The following is a 21,014-nucleotide window of genomic DNA, read 5'->3' as shown; positions in this document are numbered from 1 at the left end:
GTGTGCGAGTTCGCCGTCGGTCCCTGGAGGCGCAGGAGGGTGACGGAGCGAAGCGGAGTCGCCCGAGAAGCCGAAGGGGCCGACTTGAGGCGAACTCGCCGGCCGAGCGAAGCGAGGCCCAAAAAACACAGGTAGTCCAGAAACCGGGCAGCGAGCGAAGCGAGTCGCCGGCCGGGGCGTACTCACCTATCAAGCGGCCGGGGCCGTCCCCACCCAAAAAAACGGCCAGAGCGCCCGCCCCGTCAAACGGCCAGAGCGTCCTCAAAGACAAAGACAAAAGACGGCAGGGCTCGTTCCACGTGGAACGGGCCCTGCCGCTTCTGAAACGTCGAATACGCAACTACGCCTGGCGGAAGACCACCACGCGCCGCTGCGGCTCCTCGCCTTCACTCTCGCTGTGCACGCCGGCAACGGCCGCAACGGCGTCGTGCACGACCTTCCGCTCGAACGGCGTCATCGGGTGCAGTCGCACCCGCTCGCCGTCGGCAGCCACCTTCTCGGCGGTGGTCTTGCCCAGCTCCGCGAGTTCGGCGCGACGGCCTGCGCGCCACTGCGCGATGTCCAGCATCAGCCGGCTGCGCACGCCGGTCTCCTGCTGGACGGCCAGCCTGGTGAGTTCCTGTAGCGACTCCAGCACGTTGCCGCGCGGGCCGACCAGCTTCTCCAGGTCCTCGCCGCCCTCGATGCTCACGACGGCCCGACCGGCCTCCACATCGAGGTCGATGTCGCCGTCGTAGTCGAGCAGGTCCAGCAGCTGCTCCAGGTAATCGCCGGCGATGTCGCCTTCCTGAACGAGCAGATCCTCCGTGCTGCCGGAGGAACGCTCGGCGGCACCGTCGCCGGTCTCCTCGGGAGCCGCGTCCTCGTCCTGCCGTTCAACGTCGGTTGCCTGCAACGTCTCCGACACGATCACTCCTCTCCAGGGCTGGCGCCCCGACCCGACGAGTCGGGTCTAACGACGCTTCTTGTTGCCCTGCTTCTTGCCGCGGGGATGGTCCGAGATCAGACCGGGAATCTCTGGGGACTGGCCGTTTGCCGTCTTCTTCACGCTTCCCGCCGCGTCACCCGACTTCGCGTCGCCCGACTTCACATCAGCGGCCTTCGCGTCAGCCAGCTTCGCATCAGCGGCCTTCGCGTCGCCCGACTTCGCGTCGGCGACAGTCGCATCGGCGACAGTCGCGTCAGCGGCCGGTCGCTTCTTCACCTGGCTCGGCTTCTGGCCTGGCTTGGGAGCCAGTGCTTGGCGTTGCGCGACGGCGGCGGACTTCTTCTCGTCTTCCTCGGCGTCGATCTTCCGGTAGACGACGTGCTGCTGGGCGAGCGTCCAGCCGTTGTTGGCCAACCAGTACAGCAGCAGGCCGATCGGGAAGAAGGCACCGAACGCGAGCACACCCAGCGGGAAGATGTACATCGTCAGCTTGTTCATGATCGCGGTCTGCGGGTTCTCCGCGGCGCTGGCCTGCTGGCGCGCCACCGAGTGCCGCGCGGTGAAGTGCGTCGCGATGCTCGCCACGATCATCAGCGGCACGCACACGAAGATCACGGCCGTGCGCGTGGTGCTGTACAGGTCGAGCTGGCCGTCCTTCATGCCGATGTAGGTCAGCAGGTTCGCGCCGAACAGCTTGGCGTGCACGAAGGAGTCGACGCCGGCCTTGTCGAAGAAGTAGTTCTCGTTCTGGCCTGGCACGAACGACCGGATCACGTGGTTCAGGCCGATGAAGACCGGGACCTGGAGCAGCATCGGCAGGCAGCCGCCGAGCGGGTTGACCCCGTGCTCGGACTGGAGCTTCTGCATCTCCGCCGCTTGCTTCTGCCGGTCGTTCGCATACTTCTTCTTGATCTTCTGTAGCTCGGGCGCGAACTCCTGCATCTTCCGCATCGAGCGCACCTGGCTCACGAACGGCTTGAACATCACCGCGCGCAGCGTGAAGACCAGGAAGATCACCGCGAGGGCCCAGGCGACACCGCTGGAAGGGCCGAAGACGTGACTGAATACCCAGTGCCAACACCAGAGGATGAAGGACACCGGGTAGTAGATGATGTCGAGCACGGGAACTACTCCTCGGCAGGGGTGTTAGGGACCCGGTCAGACGCCCCGGCCTCGCGGGTCCGCCTGGGTGGAACGGGGTCCAAGCCTCCAGGGTGCCAGGGTCCGCAGCGGGCGAGCCGGCGGACAGCCAGCCAGGACCCTCTCAGCGCACCGTGGACGGTCAACGCCTCCACCGCGTAGGCACTGCAACTCGGATGGAAACGACAGCTTGGTGGCAGCAGCGGCGAGAGCGTTCGTCGGTAGACGTGCACCGGGAGCAGCAGCAGCCTCGCCGCAAGGGTCGGCCGGTCGGCCTCGGGCCGTTCCGTCGCCGTGCCCGCGCCGAGAGACTCCCGCGGCGCGCTCACTCGGCGCCGCCGGATCCGCTCGTCGAGCCGAGCTTGAGCCTGCGGAGCGCGGCGTCCAGGTCGACGCCAAGATCCGCGCTCGACGCCTCTGCCGACGGCGGCAGCGCGCGGATCACGAGCGCGCTGCCGGCCGGCAACACGCCGATCCGGTCGCGCACGAGATGCCGCAGCCGCCTGGCGACCCGGTGTCGAACCACCGAGTTCCCGACGGCCTTGCTCACGACGAAGCCCACCTTGGCCGGCTGCGAGCCGGTCAAGGTGGGCGTTCCTCGCGTGTCGTGCTGCCGTGACGACGCCGACTGCTCCAGCGCCGAACTCGTCAGCGCATGCAGGACGAGCCGGGGCCGGCCTGCGCGGCGGCCCCGGCGAACCACCAGGCCGAAGTCCTGGCTGTGGGTCAGCCGGGCGGCCGCTGGGAGCACGGCGCGGGGATCGTCAGGCGGACAGTCGGTCGCGGCCCTTGCCGCGCCGGGCAGCCAGGATGGCGCGGCCGGCGCGAGTGCGCATGCGCAGCCGGAACCCGTGGGTCTTGGCGCGACGACGGTTGTTGGGCTGGAAGGTGCGCTTACCCTTGCTCACGGTCGGATCTCCCGGTGCTGACTACCAAGCAGGTCTGTGGTGTTGTCCCCTGCCAGCGTCCGGCACGCGGGCAGGACCAACACTGCACGGGCACAACAAACGCACCCGTCGCTAGCGGGAGACCTTTCGAGGGTACGCAGGCCGGTCCCCGCATCTCAAATCGGGTCGCCGTTTGGGATCTGGCCCACACCCGGACCGCCGAGCGCCAGGCAAGGCGGCAGCTGTGAAAAACCGTCGTCTTGTGGCGAGTCCCGGCCCTTGTTAGCGTGCAGCCTCCGCGGTTTCGGGTTCGGGGAATGGGAGTCCCTCGGCCTCTTCGCTCGGCGGGTGGGAGTCGACAGGTTCCCCTGCGTCCCGGCGTACTTTCGTGCACAGTTGTGGACAACTCTGTGGATACCTCTATTCTCCGTGTCCACGTGCCGGGTTCGGCGGAGCCACGTCAGGAGCCGTGGCAAGCGTTCGCCGACCGGCGGGCGACATGCCATTTGAGGGGAGGGGAGCGCGGAGGTGTCCGACCACCAGACTGACCTGGGTCTCGTGTGGGCGCAGGTGGTGCTGGAGCTGTCCGCCGGCACCCTTTCCCCGCAGCAACGGGCCTGGATGCGGGTGACGCGTCCGATCGGTCTGCTCGACGGCACCGCGCTGCTCGCCGCGCCGAGCGACTTCGCCAAGGAGGCGATCGAGCGCGCGCTGCGCGAGCCGATCACCGACGCGCTGTCCCGCCGGCTCGGCCGGGCCGTCTCGCTTGCCGTCAAGGTCGACTCGCCCGAGCTGGTGCCGACGCCCGCGCCCGTCGGGGCGAGTATGACGCCGGTTGGGCCGCCCGATCTTGGGCGCAACTTCAGTGCGCCTATGCCACCGCAGGACGTGGTGGTTGGTCAGGTCGGTCAGGGTGGTCCTGGTACTGGTGGTCAGGTTGGTCCCGGTGGCGCCGCGGGGAGCGACGAGGCCGATACGGAAGACGAAGTGGATGAGGAGCGCGAGGCGCTCGCCACCGTCCACGAGATCTGGCCCACTTTTAGCGGCACGGCGCCGGCCAGCGGCAGCCCGTTCACCAAGCCGGCGCACCCGCCGAGCGCGCACTCCAGGCTGAACGAGAAGTACACGTTCGAGACGTTCGTCATCGGCGCGTCCAACCGGTTCGCGCACGCCGCGGCCGTCGCCGTGGCCGAGGCGCCCGCCAGGGCCTACAACCCGCTGTTCATCTGGGGTGAGTCCGGCCTCGGCAAGACCCACCTGCTGCACGCGGTCGGGCACTACGCCCAGCGGCTGTTCCCCGGGATGCGGGTGCGGTACGTCTCGACCGAGGAGTTCACCAACGACTTCATCAACTCGCTGCGTGACGACCGCAAGGTCGCCTTCCAGCGCCGCTACCGGGACATCGACGTGCTGCTCGTCGACGACATCCAGTTCCTGGAGGGCAAGGAAGGCACGCAGGAGGAGTTCTTCCACACGTTCAACACCCTGCACAACGCGAACAAGCAGATCGTGGTGTCCTCGGACCGGCCGCCCAAGCGGCTGGAGACCCTGGAGGACCGGCTGCGCACGCGGTTCGAGTGGGGCCTGATCACCGACATCCAGCCGCCCGAGCTGGAGACGCGGATCGCCATCCTGCGCAAGAAGGCCGCGCAGGACCGGCTGGCCGCGCCCGCCGAGGTGCTGGAGTTCATCGCGGCCCGCATCGAGCGCAACATCCGCGAGCTCGAGGGCGCGCTGATCCGGGTGACCGCGTTCGCGTCACTGAACCGGCAGCCGGTGGACGTGCAGCTGGCCGAGATCGTGCTGCGCGACCTGATCCCTGACTCGCACGCGCCGGAGATCACCGCGCCGACGATCATGGCCGTGACGGCGGAGTTCTTCAGCGTGTCGATCGACGACCTGTGTGGGCCGAGCAAGACCAAGGCGCTGGCGCAGGCGCGCCAGATCTCGATGTACCTGTGCCGGGAGCTGACCGACCTGTCGCTGCCCAAGATCGGCCAGACCTTCGGCGGACGCGACCACACGACGGTCATGTACGCGGACAAGAAGATCCGCAAGGAGATGGCTGAGCGGCGCAAGATCTACGACCAGGTCCAGGAGCTGACGTCGCGCATAAAGCAGCGAGCTCGCAAGCTGTCCTGACGCTCTCAAGTAGGTACGACGCTCTGGCCGTTTGACGGGTAGGGCGCTCTGGCCGCTTTTTGGGTGGGACGCCCCGGCCGTCTGATAGGTGAGGACGACGCCCCGGCCGGCGACTCGCTTCGCTCGCTGCCCGGTTTCTGAGCTACCTGTGTTTTTTGGGCCTCGCTTCGCTCGGCCGGNNCGAACTCGCACACCCCGCACCGTCACAAAGTGGAAAAGCGGAGCGCTGGGCGCTGGGCGTGGGCCCGCGCCGTCTCCAGGTGATGACGCTGGCGCAGGCGTGCGCCGTCGCCCGGAGAGGACGGTGGCGCGGGGTGGGGCGTCGTCTGGTGACGGCGGTGGCGCGGGCTGAGGGCGGGTGTGAGGCCCCCTGGGGGACGGCTGTGTCTTTCTGTTGGGGTGGGGCGGTTGGGGCCGGGGGTCGGCTAGAAAGTCCTTCGTGTGTTGCTGGCGGGCGCGGACACCCCGCGCATCGCTTGGGTGGTTCGGGCGCGTCGCGGTGGTGCCCCTTGGGGCGGACGCGGGATCCTTTCTGTTCGGGTGGGGCAGTCGCGCGCGGGGGACGGTCAGAAAAACTCGGGTCGCGCGTCGGTTGGTGGCGGTCGTCGGCGCGCCTCGCCGAACTTTTCTCAGCACTCGCCGGGCGGTCGCCCGGGGCCTCAAAACTGCTCGGCGGTCGGTGGGGGCGATGCCCTTGGGCGGGCTCGCGCGGGCTCGGTGGGGGCGGGGCGACCCCTGTTCGCGCGGGAACTTTTCTCACCGGGTTCGGGGTCCAGGGCTGTCCTCAAGCCAGAAAAGTTCGCCGATCGGGGGAGAGTTGGACCACCGGAGGCCTGTGCACGGCCTGGGTATGGAGACACCAACATCTGGGGATGGCTGTGTGGACAGCTCGGCGGTTCTGTGGACCGAACGGAGCAGCGCCGGAGTTGTCCACGGGTCGCCCGACTTGTCCACGGACGATCACGACGGTTCGTCCACACCGGTTCGACCGTCTGGACCAGCCAAGACAGGCGTTGTCCACACAATCCACAACGCTTACTACTACTGCTGTCTTTGTCTCTTCCAAGAGATGAACAGATTAAAAACAGGGGGCGGCCGAAGTTGGGGACATCTCGCTCCGAGGCGATGCCGGACCCCGAGGGCGCTTCGAGCCCCGAGATGACGAGGCGGCCTCGCACGCTCTACGGTGGAGCGACCGCGCCAGCGGATCGGCTGCCCAGCGGCCCACGACTGCGGACCAGCCAGCCACCACGCGGACCCGACTCCTTGAGCCACATGCGTTGACCCGACCCGCCTTGTCGGTCGTGCCGACTCCGGAAAGGACGCCCCATGAAGATCCGCGTCGAGCGCGACGGCCTCGCCGACGCCGTCGCCTGGGTCGCGCGCAGCCTGCCGTCCCGGCCGCCGGTTCCCGTCCTCGGTGGTGTGCTGCTCGATGCCGGTTCCTCTGACGGGGAACCCGGCGACGCCCTGACCGTCTCCGGATTCGACTACGAGGTCTCCGCGACGGTCGGCGTGCCGGCCACCATCGCCGACGGCGGCCGGACTCTGGTGTCCGGCCGGCTGCTCGCCGACATCACCAAGTCGCTGCCGAACCACCCGGTGGAGATCTCCGTCGACGGTTCGCGGATGACGATCACCTGCGGCAGCTCCCGGTTCAGCCTGCCGACCATGCCGGTCGAGGACTACCCGCAGCTGCCGGCGATGCCGCAGCTCGCCGGCGAACTTCCCGGCGAGGTCTTCGGCGCGGCAGTCGCCCAGGTCGCCATCGCGGCCGGCAAGGACGACACGCTGCCGATGCTCACCGGCGTCCGGTTGGAGATCGGCGAGGGCAAGCTCGTCCTGGTCGCCACCGACCGGTTCCGGCTCGCCATGCGCGAGTTCCCGTGGGAGCCCAACGACTCCGTCGCCGACACCGCGGTCCTCGTGCCGGCCCGCACGCTGGCCGAGGCGGCGAAGACGCTGGGCACCTCGGGCGGTCGGATCGAGCTCTCGCTCGCGGCGAACGACGGGCTGCTCGGCCTGTCCGGTGCCGGCCGGCGCACCACCACCCGGCTGCTCGACGCCGACTTCCCGAAGTACCGGCAGCTGCTGCCGAGCGAGCACAGCGCCGCGGCCGTCATCGAGGTGGCCCCGCTGGTCGAGGCGATCAAGCGCGTGTCGTTGGTCGCCGAGCGCGGCACCCAGGTCCGGCTGGAGTTCGTCGACGCCGGCCTGAAGCTGTCCGCGGGCGGCGACGACGAGGGTTCTGCCGAGGAGGAGCTGCCCGTCGAGTACACCGGCGAGCCGGTGACGATCGCGTTCAACCCCGGCTACCTGCTCGACGGCCTCGGCGCGCTGCACACCGACAGGGCACATCTGTCGTTCACCACGCCGAGTCGCCCGGCGCTGCTCAAGCCCGTGGACGAGGATGGCAACGTGGCCGCCGGCTACGTGTACCTGCTGATGCCCGTGCGGCTGCCCGGCTGACCGACCAGTCGGCCCACCGAACACCCGGCCGCCGGACCCATCGGCGGACGCAGGATGGCCCACCCGTGGGTGGGTCGCGCTCAACTGGAAGGACAGCGATCGTGCAGCTCGGACTCGTCGGCCTTGGCAAGATGGGCTTCAACATGCGCGCGCGGTTGCGCGAGGCCGGCCACGACGTGGTCGGTTACGACCGCAACCCGGAGGTCAGCGACACCGGTTCGCTGGCCGAGCTGGTGCAGAAGCTGGACGCCCCTCGTGCCGTGTGGATCATGGTGCCGGCCGGCGAACCGACCAGGCAGACCGTCCACGAGCTCGGCGAGCTGCTGTCCGACGGCGACCTGGTCATCGACGGCGGCAACTCCAGGTTCACCGATGACAAGGCCAACGCCGCGCACCTGGCCACCAAGAAGATCGGCTACCTCGACGTCGGCGTGTCCGGCGGCGTGTGGGGGCTGGCCAACGGTTACGGCCTGATGGTCGGCGGCGACGCCGAGCAGGTCGAGCGGGTCATGCCGATCTTCGACGCGCTGCGCCCGGAGGGTCCGCGCGAGGAGGGCTTCGCGCACGCGGGCTCCGTCGGCGCGGGCCACTTCGCGAAGATGGTGCACAACGGCATCGAGTACGGCCTGATGCAGGCGTACGCGGAGGGCTTCGAGCTGCTGGACGCCTCCGAGATGGTCACCGACGTGCCCGCCGTGATCAAGGCGTGGCAGCGCGGCACCGTCGTCCGGTCCTGGCTGCTGGACCTGCTGGTCAAGGCGCTGGACGAGGACCCGGAGCTGGACGACCTGACCGGCTACGTCGAGGACTCCGGCGAGGGCCGCTGGACCGTCGAGGAGGCGATCAACCACGCGGTGCCCGCGCCGGTGATCTCCGCCGCGCTGTTCGCCAGGTTCGCCTCGCGGCAGACCAACTCGCCGGCCATGCGCGCGGTCGCCGCGCTGCGCAACCAGTTCGGTGGGCACGCCGTGCACAAGGCCGGGCCGAGCGCCGGCAACTGAGCAGTCGAGGTGTACGTCCGGCAGCTTCAGGTCAGCGACTTCCGGTCCTGGGTCCAGGCCGATGTCGCGTTCGAGCCAGGCGTCAGCGTCCTGGTCGGGCAGAACGGCCAGGGCAAGACGAACCTGGTCGAGGCGTTGGGTTACGTGGCCACCCTTGGTTCGCATCGGGTGGCCACGGACGCGCCGCTGGTCCGGCACGGGGCCGAGCACGCCGTGGTGCGTGCCGCGGTGGTCAACGACGGGCGTGAGCTGCTGGTCGAGTTGGAGATCACGCCTGGGCGGGCCAATCGGGCTCGGGTGAACCGGGGGCCGGTGCCTCGGCCCCGCGAGGTGTTAGGGATCCTGCGGACGGTGTTGTTCGCGCCGGAGGATCTTGCGCTGGTGCGCGGCGATCCCGGCGAGCGGCGCCGGTGCCTCGACGAGCTGTTGGTTTCGCGGGCGCCGAGGTATGCCGGGGTGCGCGCGGACTACGAGCGGGTGTTGAAGCAGCGCGGTGCCCTGTTGAAGACGGCGGGCGCGGCGCGGCGGGCCGGGGGCAAGGGGGACATCCGCACGCTGGACGTGTGGGACGGCCACCTGGCCAGGCACGGTGCCGAACTGCTCGCCGGCAGGCTCGACCTGGTCGCCGACCTGGCGCCGCACGTGACCAGGGCGTACGCGGACGTGGCTCCCGAGTCGCGGCCTGCGGTGATCGGCTACCGGTCCTCGCTTGGCGACGCGCTGCCGGAGGGGGTCGGGCGGCCGGACGGCCCGCGCGCGGACCTGGCCGCGTTGGAGGCAGCGCTGCTGGAGGAGCTGGGTCGGGTGCGTTCGCAGGAGGTCGACCGGGGCGTGTGCCTGGTCGGCCCGCACCGCGACGAGCTGGAACTGGCGCTCGGCGAGCTGCCGGCCAAGGGCTACGCCAGTCACGGAGAGTCATGGTCGTTCGCGCTCGCGCTGCGGCTCGGCGCGTACGAGTTGCTGCGTGCGGACGGGAGCGAGCCGGTGCTGGTGCTCGACGACGTGTTCGCCGAACTGGACCGGCGAAGGCGGCAGCAGCTGGCCAAGGTCGCGTCGGCGGCGGAGCAGGTGTTGGTGACCGCGGCGGTCGGCGAGGACGTGCCGGACGAGTTGGCCGGGGCCCGCTACGAGGTGCGCGACGGCGAGGTGCGACGTGCCAGTTGACGGCGAATCGGGCCGCGCGGGCGGGCGACGGCCTGTGCACGGCCCCACTGTGACCCATCGCACATCTGGGGACAACCCTGTGGATGGTGTGGATAACTCCGTCACATCCGCAGATCGAGCGGGTGCAGAAACGGACAAAACTCCGGCAAAGTTCACTCAAGGGAGTGGACCTGTCCCCAATGTTGGTGATTCTGGGGAAGAACCCCTACGCGGACCGGATCTGGCCAGGGCGGCCCTGGAGTCGGCCCGCGCCGCGGCGAAGGCGCGCGGGCGGGTGCCCGGCAAGCGTGGCGCGGCGGGTTCGACCGGCCGCAGGCGCCGCAGGTGGTCGGGGCCGAGGGCGGACGATCGGGATCCGCAAACGCTTGGCAGGCTCGCGGCGAGGATCGCCGCCGAGCGCGGCTGGACCGAGAATCTCACCGGCGGGCAGGTCTTCGCGAAGTGGCCGAGACTGGTGGGGGAGGACGTCGCCCAGCACGCTAAGCCGATCGCTCTGCGTGACGGTGAGCTGACCGTGCAGGCCGCCTCGACCGCGTGGGCGACCCAGTTGCGGCTGCTCCAGCGGCAGCTGCTGGCCGGCATCGCGGCGGGTGTCGGGCACGGCGTGGTGAAGCGGCTCAAGGTGCAGGGTCCGGCGGCGCCGAGCTGGCGATACGGCCCACGGCACGTGCCGGGCCGGGGCCCTCGCGACACCTACGGCTGATCCTTTCAGGCCGGCAGAGCCCATTCTGTGGCTCGCTGAACGCACACGAGCGGTTTCGGGGCGACCGGGGTGGCGATGGCCCTAGTCGGCGTTCGGTTCAGGGACCCTGTGACCAATCTAGGGGTGTCCTTGGGCACTTCTAGCGCAGGCGGCCCAGTAGAATCACCAGTAGCGTGACCGTCAGCGTTCGCGAGACGAGGAGACACCAGGCCCGTGACAGACAAGAAGAACGAGTACAGCGCGTCTTCGATCACCGTCCTGGAGGGCCTGGAGGCGGTTCGCAAGCGTCCCGGTATGTACATCGGCTCCACCGGTGAACGCGGCCTGCACCACCTGGTCCAGGAGGTCGTGGACAACGCGGTCGACGAGGCGATGGCCGGCTTCGCCACCAGGGTCGAGGTCACGCTGCTCGCCGACGGCGGCGTGCGCTGCGTGGACGACGGCCGAGGCATTCCCGTCGACATGCACCCCGTCGAGAAGCGGCCCGCCGTCGAGGTCGTGCTGACCACGCTGCACGCGGGCGGCAAGTTCGACAGCGACTCCTACGCCGTGTCCGGCGGCCTGCACGGCGTCGGCGTGTCCGTGGTGAACGCGCTGTCCACCAGGCTCGACGTGGAGATCCACACGAGCGGCTACGTGTGGACCCAGCGGTACGAGAACACCCAGCCGGCGCACGAGCTGCACAAGGGCGAGCCGACCGACCGCACCGGAACCAGCATCAGCTTCTGGGCCGACCCCACGATCTTCGAGACCACGACCTACAGCGTGGAGACGATCGCGCGGCGCCTCCAGGAGATGGCCTTCCTCAACAAGGGCCTGACCATCGTGCTGCGCGACGAGCGGGTCGCCGAGGTCGAGGACGAGGCCGACGCGGAGGGCAAGCAGGCCAGGGTCAAGGAGCGCACCTTCCACTACCCCGGCGGGCTGGTGGACTTCGTCAAGCACATCAACGCCACCCGCGAGGCCGCGCACCCCACGGTGGTCTCCTTCGAGGCCAAGAGCGACGGCCTCGAGGTCGAGGTCGCGATGCAGTGGAACAACGGCTACACCGCCTCGGTCTACACCTTCGCCAACACGATCAACACGCACGAGGGCGGCACCCACGAGGAGGGCTTCCGCGCCGCGCTGACCAGGGTGGTCAACGAGTACGCGCGCGAGAAGAAGCTGCTCAAGGAGAAGGACACCAACCTCACCGGCGACGACGTGCGCGAGGGCCTCGCCGGCATCATCTCGGTCAAGCTCAAGGAGCCCCAGTTCGAGGGCCAGACCAAGACGAAGCTGGGCAACAGCGAGGCCAAGTCGTTCGTGCAGAAGGCGTGCAACGAGCACCTTGCCGACTGGTTCGACCGCAACCCGGCGGAAGCCAAGATCATCATCAACAAGTCGGTCGGTTCGGCGCAGGCCCGCATGGCGGCCCGCAAGGCCAGGGAGCTGGTGCGCCGCAAGGGCGCGCTGGACATCGGCGGCCTGCCGGGCAAGCTCAAGGACTGCCGCTCGACCAACCCGGAGGAGTGCGAGCTCTACATCGTCGAGGGCGACTCGGCTGGCGGCTCGGCCAAGGAGGGCCGGGAGTCCATGTACCAGGCGATCCTGCCGATCCGAGGCAAGATCATCAACGTCGAGAAGGCCCGCATCGACCGGGTGCTCAAGAACAACGAGGTGCAGAGCCTCATCACCGCGCTCGGCACCGGCATCCACGACGAGTTCGACCTGTCCAAGCTGCGGTACCACAAGATCGTGCTGATGGCCGACGCCGACGTGGACGGCCAGCACATCCGCACGCTGCTGCTGACGCTGCTGTTCCGCTTCATGCAGCCGCTGCTCGAGCACGGCCACGTCTACCTCGCGCAGCCGCCGCTGTACAAGATCAAATGGCAGCGGATCGAGCCGGAGTACGCCTACTCCGACCGCGAGCGGGACGGCCTGATCGAGGCGGGCATCGCGAACGGCAAGAAGCTGGGCAAGGAAGACAACATCCAGCGGTACAAGGGCCTCGGCGAGATGGACGCCGAGGAGCTGTGGGAGACCACCATGGACCCGGCCAACCGGGTGCTGCTCCAGGTCACCATGGACGACGCGGCGACCGCGGACGAGCTGTTCAGCGTGCTGATGGGCGAGGACGTCGAGGCGCGCCGGTCGTTCATCACCCGCAACGCCAAGGATGTTCGCTTCCTGGACGTGTGACCTCCGGCCGGATGGTCCACAGTAGACAGATCGCGCCCGCGAAGAGGAAAGAAGGACCGTGACCGAGACGACCCTGCCCAGGGAGAACGACCGCACCGAGCCGGTCGACATCCAGCAGGAGATGCAGCGCTCGTACATCGACTACGCGATGAGCGTCATCATCGGCCGGGCGCTCCCGGACGTGCGTGACGGGCTCAAGCCGGTGCACGTGCGGGTGCTGTACTCGATGTTCGACTCCGGCTTCCGTCCGGAACGCGGCTACAACAAGTGCGCCCGCGTGGTCGGCGACGTGATGGGCAACTACCACCCGCACGGCGACTCCTCGATCTACGACGCGCTGGTCCGGCTCGCCCAGCCGTGGGCGATGCGCTACCCGCTGGTCGACAGCCAGGGCAACTTCGGCTCGCCAGGCAACGACCCGGCCGCCGCCATGCGGTACACCGAGTGCCGCCTCACGCCGCTGGCCATGCAGATGCTGGCGGACATCGAGGAAGACACCGTCGACTTCCGCGACAACTACGACGGTCGCATCCAGGAGCCGACCGTCCTGCCGTCGCGGATCCCTAACCTGCTGATCAACGGCAGCTCGGGCATCGCGGTCGGCATGGCGACCAACATCCCGCCGCACAACCTGCGCGAGGTCGCCGACGGCGTCGTCTGGGCGCTGGACAACTGGGACGCCTCCGACGACGAGACCCTCGCCGCGATGATGCAGCGGATCAAGGGCCCCGACTTCCCGACCTACGGGCTGATCCTCGGCACGCAGGGCATCGAGGACGCCTACCGCACCGGCCGGGGCTCGGTCCGCATGCGCGCCGTCGTCGACGTGGACGAGGACGCCAAGGGCCGGGTGATCCTGATCGTCACCGAGCTGCCCTACCAGGTGAACCCGGACAACCTGGTGGAGAACATCGCCGCGCTGGTGCGCGACGGCAAGCTCACCGGCATCGCGAACATCGCCGACGAGTCCAACAAGCGCAGCGGCATGCGCATCGTGATCACGCTCAAGCGGGACGCGGTCGCCAAGGTCGTGCTGAACAACCTCTACAAGCACACCCAGCTCCAGTACTCCTTCGGCGTGAACATGCTGGCGCTGGTCGACGGGGTGCCGCGCACCCTGCGGCTGGACCAGATGATCCGGCACTACGTGAAGCACCAGATCGAGGTCATCGTCCGGCGGACCAGGTTCCGGCTGCGCAAGGCCGAGGAGCGGGCCCACATCCTGCGCGGTCTGGTCAAGGCGCTGGACATGCTGGACGAGGTCATCGCGCTGATCCGCCGGTCGGACACGCCCGACCTGGCGCGCACCGGCCTGATCGAGCTGCTCGACGTCGACGAGATCCAGGCCAACGCGATCCTGGAGATGCAGCTGCGTCGGCTCGCCGCCCTTGAGCGGCAGAAGATCATCGACCAGTTGGCCGAGATCGAGCTGGAGATCGCGGACCTCCAGGACATCCTGGACAAGCCGGAGCGGCAGCGCAGCATCGTCCGCGACGAGCTGATGGCGATCGTGGACAAGTACGGCGACGACCGCCGCACCAGGATCATCCCGTTCGACGGCGACATGTCCATGGAGGACCTGATCGCGGTCGAGGACGTCGTCATCACCATCACCCGCACCGGCTACGCCAAGCGGACCAAGACCGACCTGTACCGGGCGCAGAAGCGCGGCGGCAAGGGCGTGCAGGGCGCGGCGCTCAAGCAGGACGACATCGTCGCGCACTTCTTCGTCAGCTCGACGCACGACTGGATCCTGTTCTTCACCAACAAGGGCCGCGTCTACCGGGCGAAGGCCTACGAGCTGCCGGAGGCCAACCGCAACGCGCGCGGCCAGCACGTGGCGAACCTGCTGGCCTTCCAGCCCGGCGAGGAGATCGCCCAGGTCATCCAGATCAAGGACTACACCGTCGCGCCGTACCTGGTGCTCGCCACCAAGAACGGCCTGGTGAAGAAGTCCAAGCTGGCCGACTTCGACTCCAACCGGTCGGGCGGTCTGATCGGCATCAACCTGCGCGACGACGACGAGCTGGTCGGCGCGGTGCTCTGCGCCGCGGAGGAGGACCTGCTGCTGGTCTCGGCCGACGGCCAGTCGATCCGCTTCCACGCCACCGACGAGGCGCTGCGGCCCATGGGCCGGGCCACCTCCGGCGTGCTCGGCATGCGGTTCAACTCCGGCGACGAGCTGCTGTCGATGGGCGTCGTGCAGGAGGGCCGGTTCGTCCTGGTGGCCACCGACGGCGGTTACGCAAAGCGCACGCCGCTCGAGGATTACCCCGTTCAGGGGCGTGGCGGCAAGGGCGTGCTCACCATTCAGCATGACCGTCGGCGTGGCAGGCTGGTGGGCGCGCTCATCGTCGACATAGATGACGAGCTGTACGCGATCACTTCTTCTGGCGGGGTCATCAGGACCAGCGCCAAGGAGGTGCGCAAGGCTGGTCGGCAGACCAAGGGAGTGCGGCTGATGAACATCGGCGAGGGCACCACACTCCTCGCCGTCGCGCGCAACGCCGACGAGCCCTCGGACGTCTCCAACGAAGAGGGGGGCTCGGCAGAGCCGGCCCAGCAGTAACACGGACGAGAGGCTAAGGACTGCTCGTGACTCCACCCGAGAACCAGGAACGTTCGGACTCCGGCTCCGGCACGAAGCCGGACACGACCTCGGTGATCACCTCGCCGAGTGAAGGAGCCGCGCCGGCGAACACTGCCAAGACAGTGGACGCCGCGGTCAAGGCGGCGCCGGCCGAACCGTCCTCGGGTGGAGGCGCGCAGCAGTCCTCGGCCGCGCAGCCCGGCACGGACGCGACGCAGGCCCTGCCGGTGCCGCCTGCCGACAACCACGCGCCGCCGGTCGAGCAGCACGCCGCGCCCGCGGCGCAGCCTGCCGACCTCGCCTCGTCGGCCCCGCCGCCGTGGCAGCGGGTCAGCAGTGACACTCACCACATCCAGCAGGACTCGCCAGCGGCCTACGTCCAGCACGGGGTGCATCCCGAGCAGGGCTTCCCCGCGGGGGACGCGGCCACGACGCGGGTGCGTCCGGTGGCCACCGGGGCCGCGGCCCCGCAGGGCGCTGGCGCGCGGACCTCGGTGAACCTCGGCGCGTCCGCCAACCGGCCGACGGCGGCCGCGCCGAGCGCGCGCCGCCCCGGCAGGGGGCCGAGGCGGGCCAGCCTCCAGGTGAAGCGGGTGGACCCGTGGTCGGTGCTGAAACTGGCCCTGGTGCTCAGCATCGCGCTGTTCTTCGTCTGGCTGGTGGCGGTCGGCGTGCTCTACGGCGTGCTGAACGGCATGGGCGTCTGGGAGCGGATCAACAGCACCGCCAACGAGCTGTTGCAGGGCAGCGGCGACCCCAGCTCGGTCCAGCCGCTGATCACGGCGGGCAACGTGTTCGGCGTCGCCGCGGTGATCGGCGCCGTGAACATCGTGTTGTTCACGGCGTTGGCCACGGTCGGGGCGTTCGTCTACAACGTGTCCGCGGACCTCGCGGGTGGTCTTGAACTCACTCTTTCCGAGAGGGAGTAACCCGGTTTGGGGCACGCCGGCCGGTGCTGTAATCTTGCCTGCGTTGCCCCGCGGGCCTATAGCTCAGACGGTTAGAGCACTTCGCTGATAACGAAGGGGTCGCTGGTTCGAGTCCAGCTAGGCCCACTCCCGCAGGTTCACAGGGTCAGCCGACCTTCGTGGGCACGCACCGCTCAGGAGGGACCAGACGTGAAGAAGCTTGCTTTGCTCGTGGCCGTGGCTGGTGCAGTCCTGCTGGTCGTGCGCAGGAACAAGTCCGCCAAGGCCGAGGCCGACCTGTGGCGCGAGGCCACCGCGCCGACCGAGAACTGATCCTTGCGGGCGGAGTTCGCCCGTTCCCTGTGGGGATGAGTCCGTCGATCTGACGGCTCGGACCCCAGGTAAGGGGACGTAGCTCAATTGGCAGAGCACCGCCTTTGCAAGGCGGGGGTTAGGGGTTCGATTCCCCTCGTCTCCACGATCTCGATGGGCTATCCGTGTTCGCGGAACGCGCTCACCCTGTCTCGATCGTTGTCACACTGGGGGGCCGAGCCCCCCAGACCCCCAGCCGGGAGGGCTTCGCCCCCCGGACCCTCCACTTCGGTGGTTGCCTCTTGTGGGTTCCTTGCCTTGGAGCCTGCTCTGGTGGGAGGCGTACCGCTGTTGGGTTTGTCTTCGACTTGGCCCGGATCCGTGAGGATCCGGGCCGTTGTCGTTTCAGGGGTTTGTCGGTTTAGGTGCTTGTCGACTTTGTGTGTCGGTTTGTCGATAGTGGGTTAGTGGGCCTGGGCTGGTTGCTGTTCCTTCTTGGCTCGGAGGGCCCTTAGCTGGTCAAGGGCCCAGGGGCCGGGGCCGACGAAGGCGATCAGGAGGAACGCCCAACAGAACATGGCGGCCGCCTCACCGCTGTTCTGGATGGGGAGCAGGGCCTTCGGCTGGTGCACCGTGAAGTAGGCGTAGGCCATCGAGCCCGAGCAGATCAGGGCCGCGTACCTGGTGCCGAGGCCGAGGGCGACCAGGGCTCCGCCGACCAGTTGGATCAGGGCGGCCCACCAGCTCGGCCACTGGCCGACCGGGATGGTGCCGCCCTTGACGCTGTGCCCACCGAGAACACCGAAGACCCCGGCCGCGCCGTGACAGGTGAACAGCACGCCGACCACGATGCGGAACAGGGCCACGATGTGATCTTTGCCTCGGTCCAGTAGTTGCATGAGCTTGCCCTTTCCACCTGTACCAGCAGTAGAGATTGGGCAGTGTTGCGCAGTACTTGAACGATCCACCACCGCCGTGTGGCGCACTCGGGCCTGTTAATGGTTAACGGTAGGACGCTCGGCGTGGCCGACGCTGATCGACTGGAGGTCGGGGCGCGGTCGCGCGGAAAAACTCTGCACAGCACGAATGGGCCGGTGTGTTGACCTTCGCCCGAACGGGTCTGGTTGACTTGCGGTGCTATGAGACGAGCACTGTCCCGCGCACTGCCCTCGTTGGTGTTGCTCGCCGCGGTCGCCGCGTGCGGGTCGACGCCCGCCGCGCAGTCTCCGCAGACCTCCAACCAACCCGCCACCAGCCGGTCGGCCCCGAGCAGTGCGGCGGCGCCGACCGGGCCGCCGCCCGCGCCGCAGCCGACCTCCGACGCGCCGTGCACCTACCTGGACAACAGGTTCGTCGCCGACGCCAACGGGCAGCTGGTCAACCACGTGCGAACGTCGGAGGACAAGCCTTACCCGACGTGCTTCTTCTACGGCAACCCCAAGGACATCCAGCTCACGGTCCGGGTCTACGTCGGGGACCCGAAGATCGCGACGGCCATCGTGGACCAGGCGGCGCCGAGGGCCAGCTCGGATCCGGCCGACGACATCGCCGGCTGGACCGGCGGGAAGATGCCGACCGCTGACGGCGCGGTCTACGCGGTGGCCAAGGGCGGCACCGCCGTGGTGGTGAACAGCGACCAGAAGCAGACCGTGAAGCCCCGCCGCGTCGTCGAGACAGTGATCAAGAACCTCAAGCTCTGACGCGGAACGAGCGTGGTGTGGCTGCCGGACCCGGCAGCCACACCTTGGAGTCGCGGGCTAGTGCGCCGCGCGGCCGTTGCTGGCGTGCTGGGTCTCCTGCGCGGTCGCGCCACGGTGCGCCGAGTCGTGGTTGTGCGAGGTCGGCTGCGTCGGCTGCTGCTCGTCGTCGTGCAGGTGCACCTCCTGCGGGCGGCGGGACAGCACGACGTAGCCCGCGGCGGCCGCGGTGGCGACCAGGCCGAGCACCCACGGCCACCTGCGGCGGCCCTTGGGCTGCTCGGCGCGGTAGTCCTTGCCGGCCTGCTTCGCGGCCTTGCGGACGTCCTTCGCGCGACCCTTCGCCTCGGACCGGATGTCCCTTGCCCTGTCCTTCGCCTCGGCGCGGAGGTCCTTCGCGCGGCCGATGGCCTTGGCGCGGAGGTCTCCCGCGCGGTCCGTGGACTCCGCGCGCGCCCGGTCGGCGGCGTGCAACACCTCGTCGCGGATGTCCTCCGCCTTGGCGAGCAGCTCGGCGCGCTTGCGGTCGCCCTTCTTCGCCAACCGCGTGCCCTGCTTGGCCAGCTCCTTGCGGGCTCGCCGGGTCGTCTTGCCGACCTCGTCGGCCTTGTCCACGAGCGTGTCGCGCAGCTGCTCCGGCGCGACACCGTGCTCCGCGAGCTTGTGCTCGGCCTTCGCGGCGACCTGCGCCGTGACCTCGGCACCGGCATGACCAGCGCGAACGGCACCCCGCCGCACCGCGCGCAGCCCGGTTCCGACGGCCTTCCCGACCGACTCTCCGGCGCGGGTCATGGCCTCAACCTCATCCATTATCTGCTCCAGAAGCTGTCGACGAATCACGATCCGTACCCGTCTATCGTGCCCCTTCCCCCGGTTTCCCGCCGATGGATGGCACGATGGTCGGGTGGCTGACAGCAATGAATCGCTCGTTGGGGCGAAGGTAACGGCGACCCTGCGCACCTCGCTGGGCGACATCCGACTGAACCTCTTCCCCGACCACGCCCCCAAGACGGTGGCCAACTTCGTGGGCCTCGCCGAGGGCACCAAGGCGTACACGGAGCCCAACGCCAAGGGCGAGTCCTCGGGTCCGTTCTACGACGGCACCCTGTTCCACCGCGTGATCGACGGCTTCATGCTTCAGACCGGCGACCCGACCGGCACCGGTCGCGGCGGTCCCGGCTACAAGTTCGCCGACGAGTTCAACAGCGAGCTCCAGTTCGACAAGCCGTACCTGCTGGCGATGGCCAACGCGGGCCCGAACAGCAACGGCTCCCAGTTCTTCATCACGGTGGCGCCGACGACCTGGCTGAACTTCAAGCACACCATCTTCGGCGTGGTCGCCGACGAGAAGTCGGAGCAGGTGGTCGACGCGATCGGCAAGACGCCGACGGGCGCCGGTGACCGGCCGGTCACCGACGTCGTGATCGAGCAGCTTGTGATCGAACGCGCCTGACCGGACGACGGTGACGACCCCTCCCGTTCCACCGGCCGATGGGCCGGTCGGGGCGCAGCCGGAACTGCCGGCGTGCGTGCGACATCCCGACCGGCCCACCGGCCTGCGCTGCGCCAGGTGCGAACGTCCGGCCTGCCCGGAATGCCTTCGCGAGGCCCCGGTGGGCTACCAGTGCGTCGACTGCGTCAACCAGGCGCGGCGGACCGTCCGCCGGCCGGTGACCGTGGCCGGTGCCGAGCTGGTCAGCAAGCCGGTGGTGACACCGGTGTTGATCGCGATCAACGTGGTGATCTTCGCGATCACAGCGGTCCAGGCGAAGAGCGTGTTCGACCTGCGGTCGTCGAACCTCTACGTCGACTGGCTGCTCTGGCCGCAACGCGCGTCGGCCGGCTCGTGGTGGAACCTGATCACCTCGGGTTTCCTGCACGTCAACCCCATCCACCTCGTCCTGAACATGGTGGCGCTGTGGGTGCTTGGCCGGGACATGGAGCTGGTGCTCGGCCGGGTTCGGTTCGTCGGCCTGTACGTGCTCGCGCTCATCGGCGGCGGCGTGTCGGTGTACCTGTTCGGCGCACCGGACGTGCCGGTCGTCGGCGCGTCCGGCGCGATCTTCGGGCTGATGGGCGGCCTGCTGGTCGCGCTGGTCCGGCTGCGGCTCGACCCGAAGTCGGCGATCGGCGTGATCGCGATGAACCTGATCATCAGCGTGTCGCTGCCGGGCATCTCGCTGCTCGGGCACCTCGGCGGCCTGGTGGTCGGGGCGGCGGCCACCGCTGGCCTGGTCTACGCGCCGCCCGCGCGCCGGACGCCGTTGCAGATCGCCACGATGGTGGCGCTGCTGGCCGTGCTCGTCGTGTTGATCGTGGTCCGCACGTCCCAGCTGGGCTGCCAGGACGTCGGCGTCGGGATCTACTGCCCCAGGGGCTAGGGGCCCAGAGGCTAGGGACGCAGCTCGCGCAGGGCCTCGAGGACGTCCTCGGGGTCCTCGCCGAGGTCGATCCTGGTGAGCACGACCAGGTGCTCCTCGCCGTCGGGCTCGCGGAAGTCCAGTTCGAGCACGGCCGTGGTGCGGGCCAGTCGCCTGCTGTGCACCAGGCGGGCGCTGACGTCCGGCCAGTCCCAGTGCCGGGCGCCGCGCAGCGTGCGGACCGTCAGCCCGGTCTCGTCGGCGGTCAGCCTCGGCCTGGCCACGGTGCCGTGCAGGGCCAGCAGGCCGAGGCAGACCGTGGCGACCGCCATCAGCAGCCGTCCTGGGGCGTTGTCGCGGAACAGGGCCAGCGCCAGCGCGCCGGCCGCGAGCACCCAGGCGAGGCCGACGAGCGCGGCCTGCGGGGACCATGTCCGTGCTGTCACGTCCGCAAGTGTTCCGTACTTCGGGCGGGATCCTGTGGACAACTGAAGCCCGTCACCGGCCCTTGTGCAAAATTGCGCAAGGT

At 69.1% G+C, this 21,014-nt stretch carries 20 protein-coding genes and 2 tRNA genes; 14 read left to right on the top strand and 8 right to left on the bottom strand.

The genetic code is table 11. The features are described from left to right. Nucleotides 1–340: 340 nt before the first annotated feature. From F0L68_RS09780 to rpmH, 5 genes are read right to left on the bottom strand one after another with little or no spacing between them, the layout of a single operon-like run. Nucleotides 341–907 (bottom strand): Jag family protein, encoded by a 567-nt coding sequence (locus F0L68_RS09780; RefSeq protein ID WP_188316484.1) that lies wholly within the window; start codon nucleotides 905–907, stop codon nucleotides 341–343. A 45-nt stretch (nucleotides 908–952) separates the two neighbouring features. Further along, on the bottom strand, nucleotides 953–2,050 hold the full coding sequence (gene yidC / locus F0L68_RS09775) for a membrane protein insertase YidC (protein ID WP_149849166.1): 1,098 nt from the start codon (nucleotides 2,048–2,050) through the stop codon (nucleotides 953–955). Between the two features lie 5 nt (nucleotides 2,051–2,055). After that, nucleotides 2,056–2,397: a membrane protein insertion efficiency factor YidD gene (gene yidD / locus F0L68_RS09770; protein ID WP_188316483.1), complete on the bottom strand. Its 342-nt coding sequence runs from the start codon at nucleotides 2,395–2,397 to the stop codon at nucleotides 2,056–2,058. After that, a complete protein-coding gene (rnpA, locus tag F0L68_RS09765; RefSeq protein WP_149849165.1) occupies nucleotides 2,394–2,819 on the bottom strand; it encodes a ribonuclease P protein component in 426 nt (141 codons plus the stop codon). The genes yidD and rnpA overlap by 4 nt, the downstream gene beginning before the upstream one ends. Nucleotides 2,820–2,832: 13 nt before the next feature. Continuing rightward, the gene (rpmH, locus tag F0L68_RS09760; protein ID WP_025361973.1) at nucleotides 2,833–2,976 is read right to left on the bottom strand and encodes a 50S ribosomal protein L34; all 144 of its coding nucleotides are present in this window, start codon (nucleotides 2,974–2,976) and stop codon (nucleotides 2,833–2,835) included. Between the two features lie 507 nt (nucleotides 2,977–3,483). On the opposite strand from rpmH, the gene dnaA reads away from it, so the two are divergent. From dnaA to F0L68_RS09710, 11 genes are all read left to right on the top strand, one after another. Next, entirely contained in the window at nucleotides 3,484–5,097 is a 1,614-nt protein-coding gene (gene dnaA, locus F0L68_RS09755) for a chromosomal replication initiator protein DnaA (protein ID WP_149849164.1), read from the top strand. Between the two features lie 1,329 nt (nucleotides 5,098–6,426). Next, nucleotides 6,427–7,566, top strand: a complete 1,140-nt coding sequence (dnaN, locus tag F0L68_RS09750) for a DNA polymerase III subunit beta (protein WP_149849163.1) — start codon at nucleotides 6,427–6,429, stop codon at nucleotides 7,564–7,566. A 98-nt stretch (nucleotides 7,567–7,664) separates the two neighbouring features. Further along, nucleotides 7,665–8,567 carry a phosphogluconate dehydrogenase (NAD(+)-dependent, decarboxylating) gene (gene gnd, locus F0L68_RS09745; protein ID WP_149849180.1) on the top strand — a complete coding sequence of 301 codons (903 nt, stop codon included), beginning with the start codon at nucleotides 7,665–7,667 and terminating at the stop codon, nucleotides 8,565–8,567. A gap of 9 nt (nucleotides 8,568–8,576) precedes the next feature. Next, nucleotides 8,577–9,731 carry a DNA replication/repair protein RecF gene (recF, locus tag F0L68_RS09740; protein ID WP_149849162.1) on the top strand — a complete coding sequence of 385 codons (1,155 nt, stop codon included), beginning with the start codon at nucleotides 8,577–8,579 and terminating at the stop codon, nucleotides 9,729–9,731. A 274-nt stretch (nucleotides 9,732–10,005) separates the two neighbouring features. Beyond that, on the top strand, nucleotides 10,006–10,434 hold the full coding sequence (locus F0L68_RS09735) for a DciA family protein (RefSeq protein ID WP_438672262.1): 429 nt from the start codon (nucleotides 10,006–10,008) through the stop codon (nucleotides 10,432–10,434). Between the two features lie 213 nt (nucleotides 10,435–10,647). Then, the gene (gene gyrB / locus F0L68_RS09730) at nucleotides 10,648–12,618 is read left to right on the top strand and encodes a DNA topoisomerase (ATP-hydrolyzing) subunit B (RefSeq protein ID WP_149849161.1); all 1,971 of its coding nucleotides are present in this window, start codon (nucleotides 10,648–10,650) and stop codon (nucleotides 12,616–12,618) included. A 58-nt stretch (nucleotides 12,619–12,676) separates the two neighbouring features. Next, complete coding sequence (gyrA, locus tag F0L68_RS09725) at nucleotides 12,677–15,187, top strand: DNA gyrase subunit A (protein ID WP_149849160.1); 2,511 nt, start codon at nucleotides 12,677–12,679, stop codon at nucleotides 15,185–15,187. A 248-nt stretch (nucleotides 15,188–15,435) separates the two neighbouring features. Then, on the top strand, nucleotides 15,436–16,137 hold the full coding sequence (locus F0L68_RS09720) for a DUF3566 domain-containing protein (protein WP_223198640.1): 702 nt from the start codon (nucleotides 15,436–15,438) through the stop codon (nucleotides 16,135–16,137). Nucleotides 16,138–16,189: 52 nt separating this feature from the next. Beyond that, nucleotides 16,190–16,263: transfer RNA gene (locus F0L68_RS09715), tRNA-Ile, on the top strand. A gap of 63 nt (nucleotides 16,264–16,326) precedes the next feature. After that, nucleotides 16,327–16,449: a DLW-39 family protein gene (locus F0L68_RS43430; protein ID WP_223198638.1), complete on the top strand. Its 123-nt coding sequence runs from the start codon at nucleotides 16,327–16,329 to the stop codon at nucleotides 16,447–16,449. A 72-nt stretch (nucleotides 16,450–16,521) separates the two neighbouring features. Beyond that, nucleotides 16,522–16,594 (top strand) — tRNA-Ala (locus F0L68_RS09710). 298 nt (nucleotides 16,595–16,892) lie between these two features. Here F0L68_RS09710 and F0L68_RS09705 read toward each other — a convergent pair. Next, nucleotides 16,893–17,327 carry a DoxX family protein gene (locus tag F0L68_RS09705; RefSeq protein ID WP_149849159.1) on the bottom strand — a complete coding sequence of 145 codons (435 nt, stop codon included), beginning with the start codon at nucleotides 17,325–17,327 and terminating at the stop codon, nucleotides 16,893–16,895. A 240-nt stretch (nucleotides 17,328–17,567) separates the two neighbouring features. On the opposite strand from F0L68_RS09705, the gene F0L68_RS09700 reads away from it, so the two are divergent. Continuing rightward, the gene (locus tag F0L68_RS09700; protein ID WP_149849158.1) at nucleotides 17,568–18,128 is read left to right on the top strand and encodes a DUF2020 domain-containing protein; all 561 of its coding nucleotides are present in this window, start codon (nucleotides 17,568–17,570) and stop codon (nucleotides 18,126–18,128) included. Nucleotides 18,129–18,185: 57 nt separating this feature from the next. On the opposite strand, the gene F0L68_RS09695 is transcribed toward F0L68_RS09700, so the two are convergent. Next, nucleotides 18,186–18,935 (bottom strand): hypothetical protein, encoded by a 750-nt coding sequence (locus tag F0L68_RS09695; RefSeq protein WP_149849157.1) that lies wholly within the window; start codon nucleotides 18,933–18,935, stop codon nucleotides 18,186–18,188. 94 nt (nucleotides 18,936–19,029) lie between these two features. Here F0L68_RS09695 and F0L68_RS09690 point away from each other — a divergent pair, with 94 nt between their 5' ends. Together F0L68_RS09690 and F0L68_RS09685 are read left to right on the top strand one after the other, a co-directional pair. Then, nucleotides 19,030–19,578, top strand: coding sequence for a peptidylprolyl isomerase (locus tag F0L68_RS09690; protein WP_149849156.1), 549 nt, complete (start codon nucleotides 19,030–19,032; stop codon nucleotides 19,576–19,578). A 10-nt stretch (nucleotides 19,579–19,588) separates the two neighbouring features. Further along, nucleotides 19,589–20,506 carry a rhomboid family intramembrane serine protease gene (locus tag F0L68_RS09685; protein WP_149849155.1) on the top strand — a complete coding sequence of 306 codons (918 nt, stop codon included), beginning with the start codon at nucleotides 19,589–19,591 and terminating at the stop codon, nucleotides 20,504–20,506. Nucleotides 20,507–20,517: 11 nt separating this feature from the next. Here F0L68_RS09685 and F0L68_RS09680 read toward each other — a convergent pair whose 3' ends face one another. After that, complete coding sequence (locus F0L68_RS09680) at nucleotides 20,518–20,931, bottom strand: PH domain-containing protein (protein WP_223198637.1); 414 nt, start codon at nucleotides 20,929–20,931, stop codon at nucleotides 20,518–20,520. Between the last annotated feature and the right edge of the window lie 83 nt (nucleotides 20,932–21,014).

The sequence above is a fragment of the Solihabitans fulvus genome (assembly GCF_008386585.1).
Taxonomy (GTDB): domain Bacteria; phylum Actinomycetota; class Actinomycetes; order Mycobacteriales; family Pseudonocardiaceae; genus Solihabitans; species Solihabitans fulvus.
The sequence above is the reverse complement of the archived record's forward strand: the minus strand, read 5'-3'. Positions and strand labels throughout refer to the sequence as shown.